Origin of the sequence: Mesorhizobium sp. M1E.F.Ca.ET.041.01.1.1 (assembly GCF_003997355.1) — a bacterium.
GTDB lineage: Bacteria > Pseudomonadota > Alphaproteobacteria > Rhizobiales > Rhizobiaceae > Mesorhizobium.
The window spans coordinates 1-7,472 of the sequence record NZ_RZSL01000302.1 but is presented as its reverse complement, the minus strand read 5'-3'; the positions used below and the strand labels follow the sequence as shown (position 1 = coordinate 7,472).

Here is a 7,472-nt window from a genome sequence, read left to right as displayed (position 1 = left end):
TTGATCGCCTTGGTGTCGGCCGAGACGACGATGTCGGCGCCGAGATCGAGCGGGCGCTGGCCGAACGGCGTCATCGTCGTGTTGTCGACGACAAGGATCGCGCCTTGCTCGCGGGCCGCCTGGGCGACGGGGGCGATGTCGCAGATGTCGAGCCGCGGATTGGACGGGGTCTCGACAAAGACCAGTCGGTAGCCAGCGAAACCGCCGTCCAGAATGCTTGATGTCGGCCTAACGTCATAGGCGACCCCAAGCGGTTTCAGGAAACGCTCCGCCAGCGCGCGTGTCGTATGGTAGCCGTCCGAGGGCAAGAGAATGCGGTCGCCCGATTTGACGAGCGCAAAGAACGTCGCCGAAATCGCCGCCATTCCCGACGGAAAGGCGACGCATTGCGCATCTTCAAGATGGCCAAGCACATGCTCGACGGCATGCCAGGTCGGATTGCTGAAGCGGCCGTATTGATCGAAGCCCGTCGCGTCGCCCGGCGAATGGAAGATCGAAGCCATGGTCAGCGGCAGGGGGATCGGGTCGCCCTTGGCGAAATCGCGGCTGCGCAGATGGGCGAGCGCCGCGGCGCGTGACTTCGCGGTTTCGGACATGGGCTCATTCCTTCGCTGAACAGAGGTTCGACGCTAGGCGCGCCAGCCATCTGCAGCAAGAAGCGTCCTTTTGGGCCAGCGCGCTCTAAACGCTTCGTTAGGCTTAATAGAGGATAAAGACGAGACGTGCCTTCAGCTTGCCCTTCCCTAGTTGTGGCGCGCGTTTGTGATGCCCGTTCCCGTTGACGCCCATAGTGCCCCATGATATCCCATTTGCATCATCAAGCCTTCGTTCCGCGTCAGGGTGAAGCGTACGCCAATCGGGCAGTCGCGGCGGCTGCGCGTTTGCCGGTTTTCGCCTTGGCGAATGAAGGTCGCGAGATGATGCGCGGCGGTGGCGCGGAGAAAAACATGGGAAGGGGTGCGGCGGCGACAGCGGCTGTAACGTGTAGTGGACCGATTTCTGTCAAACGCAGTGAACAGGATCGATGCCAAGGGACGGGTGTCGGTCCCGGCGCATTTCCGCGCGGTCGTGCAGAAACGTGGCTATGCGGAGCTCTATGCGCTACGCTGTCTGGACCTTCCGGCGATGGACGTCGGCGGGCTCGATCTGCTCGATCGCTACGAGCAGCGGATCGCGCTCGAGGATCCCTTCCTGCAGACGGCGGACGATATGTCGTTCTTCTGCCATGGCGACGGGACGTTCCTGAAACTCGACCAGGACGGCCGCATCACGATGACCGATTTCATTCGCGACCACACGGGTATCTCGAACGAGGTGGCGTTTGTCGGCCGCGGCAATTTCTTTCAGATCTGGGAACCGGGCCGGCTTGCCGCCTATGGCGCGCAGGCGCGGGCCAGGCTTTTGCAGCTTCGGCAGGGGACGAAGCCCGGGGAGCGACCGGAATGATGGCTGGCCACGGCGATGATCCTCACGCCGTTGGCGGACTGGTCCGTCACATTCCGGTCCTCCTTGCCGAAGTGCTGGAGGCGCTTGAACCCAAGGCGGGCGAGACGATTATCGACGGGACGTTCGGTGCCGGCGGCTACACCCGCGCCATTCTTGAGCGCGGCGCCTCGGTCGTGGCAATCGACCGCGATCCGGATGCCATCGAGGCGGGCCGGGCCCTTGAGCAGCGGGCCGGCGGCAGGCTGAGGCTCGTCCAGGCGCCGTTCTCGACGTTGGACGAACATGTCGAGAGCGCCGACGGCGTCGTGCTCGACATCGGCGTTTCCTCCATGCAGCTCGACCAGGCCGAGCGCGGCTTTTCCTTCCGCGCCGACGGGCCGCTCGACATGCGCATGGCGCAGGCCGGCCTGAGCGCGGCCGATGTCGTCAACACCTTCAAGGCGGGAGACCTTGCCCGCATCTTCGGCTTCCTCGGCGAGGAACGTCATGCCGGCCGTATCGCCCGTATGATCGAGGCCCGGCGCGAGAAACGGCTCTTCGAGCGCACGCTCGATCTGGCCGACGCTATCGCCACCCATATCGGCCGCGCGCCGAAGGACAAGATCCATCCGGCCACCCGCGTCTTCCAGGCGCTGCGCATCTTCGTCAATGACGAGCTTGGCGAACTGGCTCGAGCGCTGTTCGCCGCCGAGCGCGTGCTCAAGCCCGGCGGCAGGCTCGCCGTGGTCACCTTCCACTCGCTGGAGGACCGCATCGTCAAGCGCTTCATCGCCGATCGCGCCGAGGCGGCCAGCAGATCGCGCCATATGCCAGACGCACCGGCGCGACTGGCGACCTTCCGCAAGTCCGGCGGCGGGGTTACGCCGGGCGAGGCCGAGATCGCCGTCAATCCGCGGGCGCGCTCGGCCAGGCTGCGCGCGGCAATCCGCACCGACGTGCCGGCGCGCGCCGGCGACTTTTCGATTTTCGGCCTTCCAAAGCTTCCCGCCGTCGAGCGGCCGGGGGAGAGGTGAGCACGTGTTTCGTACCAGCGACATAGTCCTGATCGCCGTCATGGTCTCGGCGGCGGCGTTGACCTACAAGACCAAGCGCGAAGCCGAGGAACAGCTTGCGGCGGTGCAGAAGCTGCAGACGCAGATCCGCTACGAGGAAGACACGATCGATCTCCTGAAGGCCGACTGGAGCTTGCTCACGCAGCCGGCGCGGCTGCAGAAGCTTGCCGAAATCTACAAATCGCAGCTCGGCCTCGAGCCGCTCAACGCCCGCCAGATCGGCGGGCTCGACGACGTGCCCATGAAGCCGGTCAACATCGAGGACCTGTCCTCGCAGCGGCTGGGCGGCATGGCCGACAATTCCGGCAAAGGGCCCGATGGCGGCAAGGATCCGGTGGTGACGGGGAGCACCGTGCAATGATCGGCAGGCTTCCAAGGATCGGCAACCTGCTGAAGCGTCGAAAGAAGGTGGCCGAGGACGGCTCGATCGTCGTCGACGCCGCCCGCAAGGCGACCGGCGGCAAAGCCAGGACCCGCATCGTCATGACGATGGCGGTGTTCTTCACCATCTATACGACCATTGCCGGCCGCCTGGTCTATCTCGGCCTGCAGAACCCGGACATGTCGGGCGGCCCGCAAAGCCGGGTCACGGCTTCGCGGCCGGATATCGTCGACCGCAACGGCGAGGTGCTGGCGACCGACATCAAGACGGCGTCGCTGTTTGCCGAGCCGCGTCGCATCGTCGACGCCGACGAGGCGATCGAGAGGCTGTCGACCGTGCTTCCCGAAATCGACTATGAGCAGACCTATCACAAGCTCAAGAGCGGCGCCGGTTTCGTCTGGCTGCAGCGGCAGCTTACGCCGAAACAGCAGGCCGACATCATGGCGCTCGGCATTCCGGGACTCGGCTTCCGTACCGAGAAGCGCCGCTTCTATCCGAGCGGCGAGACGTCCTCCTACATTGTCGGCCTCACCAACATCGACAATCAGGGCATCTCCGGCATGGAGAAGTATATCGACGACCAGGGGCTCACCGACCTGCAGGCGTCCGGCCTGGCGGTGGCCAGGGATTTGAGGCCCGTGAAGCTGTCGATCGACCTGCGCGTCCAGCATGTTGTGCGCGACGAGGTCGCCACCGGCATGGAGCGGTTCCATGCGATCGCGGCGGGCGGCGTTGTGCTCAGCATCAAGACCGGCGAAGTGCTGGCCATGGCATCGGCGCCGGATTTCGACCCCAACAACCCTTACAACGCCCAGGACAAGGACCGGCTGAACCGCATGTCGGCCGGCCTCTACGAAATGGGCTCGACCTTCAAGAGTTTCACCACCGGCATGGCGCTGGATTCCGGCAAGGTGACGCTGGAGAGCCGTTTCGACGCGTCGCGGCCGATCCGGATCGGTCGTCAGACCATCCACGACTTCCACAGCAAGGGCCGTGTGCTCTCAGTGCCGGAAGTGTTCATCTATTCGTCCAACATCGGCTCGGCCAAGGAAGCCGAGGCGGTCGGCATTGAGGGACACCGCGAATTTCTGCACCGCCTCGGTGTGCTGGAAAAGATGCAGACCGAGCTGCCTGAAGTAGCGCGCCCGACCGAGCCCAAGGTCTGGAAGCAGGTCAATTCGATCACCATTGCCTTCGGCCATGGCGTGTCGACGACGCCGCTGCAGACCGCCGTCGGCTGCGCCGCGCTGATGAGCGGCTATCTGATCGAGCCTACCTTCCTGCCGCGCACGGCGGAGCAGGCCATGGAGGTAGCCAAAAGGGTGGTCAAGGAAAAGACCGTGGAAGGGATGCGCTATCTCTACGCACTCAACGCCGAGAAGGGCTCCGGCAAGAACGCCAGGGTTCCAGGCTACCGCGTCGGCGGCAAGACCGGCACAGCGGAGAAGGTCGTCAATGGCCGCTACTCGAAGGAGAAGAATTTCAACGCCTTCGTCGCCGCCTTCCCGATGGACGATCCGCAATATATCGTGCTGACGATCGCTGACGAGCCGAAGCCGGAAAAGCCCGGGATGGGCAACACGGCTGCCTCGAATGCGGGCATCATGGCAGCCAACATCATCAGACGCGCGGCTTCCATGCTTGGCGTGAAGCCAGATTTCAGCCATGAAAATGGTGCAACGCTGGTTTCCTATCAGTGATTCTTGGGGCGCGCCGGTAACTGCGCGCTATTTTGTTGCGATGAACGGAACTCGATGCATCTGAAAGATCTAGCCGGTATCCTGCCTGTCGAGGGAACAGCTTCCCCCGATCTGGAAGTGACCGGAATTTCCTCCGATTCCCGCCAGGTAAGACCGGGTGTTGTCTTCTTCGCGCTCGCCGGCAGCAAGGCGGATGGTTCGGCCTATGCCGCCGACGCCACCAGCCGAGGCGCAGCCGCAATCGTGGCGGGCAAAGGAAATGCCATCTCCGGCCTGTCGATCCCGGTTCTTGGCGTGGACGATCCGCGGCTGGCGCTGGCGCTGAGCGCGGCGCGCTTCTTCGGCAAGCAGCCTGAAACGATGGTCGCCGTCACCGGAACCAGCGGCAAGACGTCTGTCGCCGCCTTCACCCGACAGATCTGGGAGCAGGCAGGATTTGCCGCCGCTTCGATCGGGACGACGGGTGTGGTGGCGCCCGGCCGCAACGAATATGGCTCGCTGACCACGCCGGATCCGGTAGCGCTGCACAAGCTGCTGAAGGAACTGGCCGATGCCGGCGTCACCCACGCTTCGATGGAGGCCTCGAGCCACGGGCTCGACCAGCGCCGTCTCGATGGCGTCAGGCTCGCCGCCGGCGGCTTCACCAATCTCGGTCGCGACCACATGGACTACCATCCGACGGTCGAGGACTATCATCGCGCCAAGCTGCGCCTGTTCGACGCGCTGCTGCCGAGAGGCGCGCCGGCCGTCATCTTTGCCGACGACCCGTGGTCGGAGCCGACGATCAAAGCCGCGCGGGTGGCGGGGCTGAAGGTGCTCACCGTCGGCCGCCATGGCGATTTCCTCACGCTGAAGCGCGTCGAGCATGAACGGCGCCGTCAGCGCGCCGAGGTTGAAGTCGACGGCGTCCTCCACGAAATCGACCTGCCGCTCGCCGGCGATTTCCAGATCGCCAACGCGCTGGTTTCAGCCGGCCTCGCCATCTCGACTGGAACATCCGTCGGTAAGGCTTTGGCGGCATTGGAGAAACTGAAAGGCGCGCCGGGGCGGCTCGACCTCGTCGGCACGACGGCGGCCGGGGCTCCTGTCTATGTCGACTACGCGCACAAGCCGGATGCGCTGGAAAACGTGCTGACCTCGGTTCGCCCTTTCACCACGGGCCGCGTGGTCGTAGTTTTCGGCTGCGGCGGCGATCGCGATCGCGGCAAACGGCCGATCATGGGCGAGATCGCGACCAGGCTCGCCGATGTCGTCATCGTCACTGACGACAATCCGCGCACGGAAATTCCCGAAACCATCCGGGCGGCCATCCTTGCCGCGGCGCCCGGCGCCATCGAAATCGGCGACCGGCGCAAGGCGATCCATGAGGCGGTTGCCATGCTTCACGCCGGCGATACGCTGATCGTCGCAGGCAAAGGACATGAGGAAGGCCAGACCATCGGCACCGAAACCTTCCACTTCTCCGACCATGAGGAAGTGCGCGAGGCGCTGCAGGAGCGCGCTGCATGAACCTGCTCTGGACGTCGGAGGCTCTCGTCGAAGCCATGGGTGGCAGGCCGATCGGCACGCTGCCGGAAGGCATCACCGGCATCTCCATCGACAGCCGCAGCCTTGAGCCCGGCGATGCTTTCTTCGCCATCAAGGGCGAGACGATGGACGGCCACGATTTCGCGACCGCGGCGGTGAAGGCGGGTGCTGCCGTGCTGGTCGTCGCCGAGGGCAAGCTGCCGTCGCTCGGCCGTCTGACGGCGCCGATGATCGTGGTGCAGGATGTGCTCGCGGCATTGGAAAAGCTCGGCGTCGCCGCGCGCGCCCGCTCAAGGGCGAAGATCATCGCGGTGACCGGCTCGGCCGGCAAGACGACCACCAAGGAGGCGCTGCGGCATGTGCTGTCGGCAGTCGGCAAGGTGCATGCCTCGGCGCAGTCGTTCAACAACCACTGGGGCGTGCCGCTGACCTTGGCGCGCATGCCGGAAGCTTGCGATTACGCGGTCTTCGAGATCGGCATGAATCATCCCGGCGAGATCAGGCCGCTGGTCAAGATGGTGAGGCCGCATGTCGCGATCGTGACGCTGATTGCCGCCGCCCATCTCGGCTTCTTCAAGAATCTCGACGAGATCGCCATGGCCAAGGCCGAGATTTTCGAGGGGGTGGAGCCCGGCGGTGGCGCGCTGCTCAACCGCGACGACCCGCGCTGGAAGCTGCTCGGGAAAATGGCGAAAGAGGCCGGTGTCGAGCATGTCTTCGGCTTCGGCGAAAACGTCCGCTCGGCCTTCCGCCTTGCGGGCTGCGAGCTTCATGCCGACCATTCCGACATCGTCGTCAAGATCGGCAAAAAGGACGTAACCGCCCGCGTCGGGGCGCCTGGCCGGCACATCGTGCAGAATGTGCTTGCGGTGCTCGGTGCTGCGCAACTCGTTGGCGCCGATCTCGACAAGGTGGCGGCGGCGCTCGCCGATCTCTCAGCCGAGCGCGGGCGGGGCAGGCGCCACATATTGCGTCATCCGAACGGCCCGATCACGCTGATCGACGAGAGCTACAATGCCAACCCGGCGTCGATGGCGGCAGCCATGGCGCTGCTCAACGCCACGCCTGTCTCGGGCGAGGGCAGACGCATCGCCGTGCTTGGCGACATGCTGGAACTCGGCGGCCACTCCGCGAAACTCCATGCGGCGCTCGCCGAGCTCATCGTCGGTACCGGGACGCGCAACGTCTTTCTCGGCGGTCCGGAGATGCGGGCGCTGGCCGACGTTTTGCCCTCCGATGTGGAAACCGAATACCGGGCAGGCGCAGAAGAACTGAAGCCGGTCGTGATGTCGGCAATCAGGCCGGGCGACGTGGTGATGGTCAAATCGTCGAAAGGCATCGGGTTTTCAAAGCTGGTCGAGGCAT

The 7,472-nt window shown here is 64.8% G+C and carries 7 protein-coding genes; 6 read left to right on the top strand and 1 reads right to left on the bottom strand.

What is annotated here, in order from left to right; genetic code table 11:
- On the bottom strand, positions 1 to 596 hold a 596-nt coding region (locus EOA38_RS22220), incomplete at its 3' end, for a PLP-dependent transferase (protein WP_189434806.1).
- A gap of 391 nt (positions 597 to 987) precedes the next feature.
- Here EOA38_RS22220 and mraZ point away from each other — a divergent pair.
- The 6 genes from mraZ to EOA38_RS22190 form a co-directional block, all read left to right on the top strand.
- Positions 988 to 1,446: a division/cell wall cluster transcriptional repressor MraZ gene (mraZ, locus tag EOA38_RS22215; protein WP_127300265.1), complete on the top strand. Its 459-nt coding sequence runs from the start codon at positions 988 to 990 to the stop codon at positions 1,444 to 1,446.
- The gene (rsmH, locus tag EOA38_RS22210) at positions 1,443 to 2,459 is read left to right on the top strand and encodes a 16S rRNA (cytosine(1402)-N(4))-methyltransferase RsmH (RefSeq protein WP_126093080.1); all 1,017 of its coding nucleotides are present in this window, start codon (positions 1,443 to 1,445) and stop codon (positions 2,457 to 2,459) included. The genes mraZ and rsmH overlap by 4 nt, the downstream gene beginning before the upstream one ends.
- Before the next feature lie 4 nt (positions 2,460 to 2,463).
- Positions 2,464 to 2,859, top strand: coding sequence for a hypothetical protein (locus EOA38_RS22205; protein ID WP_126093081.1), 396 nt, complete (start codon positions 2,464 to 2,466; stop codon positions 2,857 to 2,859).
- Positions 2,856 to 4,580, top strand: a complete 1,725-nt coding sequence (locus tag EOA38_RS22200; RefSeq protein WP_127221918.1) for a penicillin-binding protein 2 — start codon at positions 2,856 to 2,858, stop codon at positions 4,578 to 4,580. The genes EOA38_RS22205 and EOA38_RS22200 overlap by 4 nt, the downstream gene beginning before the upstream one ends.
- A 54-nt stretch (positions 4,581 to 4,634) precedes the next feature.
- The gene (locus EOA38_RS22195; RefSeq protein ID WP_126093083.1) at positions 4,635 to 6,089 is read left to right on the top strand and encodes a UDP-N-acetylmuramoyl-L-alanyl-D-glutamate--2,6-diaminopimelate ligase; all 1,455 of its coding nucleotides are present in this window, start codon (positions 4,635 to 4,637) and stop codon (positions 6,087 to 6,089) included.
- A partial coding sequence (locus EOA38_RS22190) for a UDP-N-acetylmuramoylalanyl-D-glutamyl-2,6-diaminopimelate--D-alanyl-D-alanine ligase (protein WP_127300264.1) occupies positions 6,086 to 7,472 on the top strand: 1,387 nt, incomplete at its 3' end. The genes EOA38_RS22195 and EOA38_RS22190, both read left to right, overlap by 4 nt.

Coding starts and splice junctions, on each gene's coding strand:
- EOA38_RS22200 (WP_127221918.1), top strand. CDS start 2,856: ATGATCGGCAGGCTTCCAAGGATCGGCAACCTGCTGAAGCGTCGAAAG.
- rsmH (WP_126093080.1), top strand. CDS start 1,443: ATGATGGCTGGCCACGGCGATGATCCTCACGCCGTTGGCGGACTGGTC.
- EOA38_RS22195 (WP_126093083.1), top strand. CDS start 4,635: ATGCATCTGAAAGATCTAGCCGGTATCCTGCCTGTCGAGGGAACAGCT.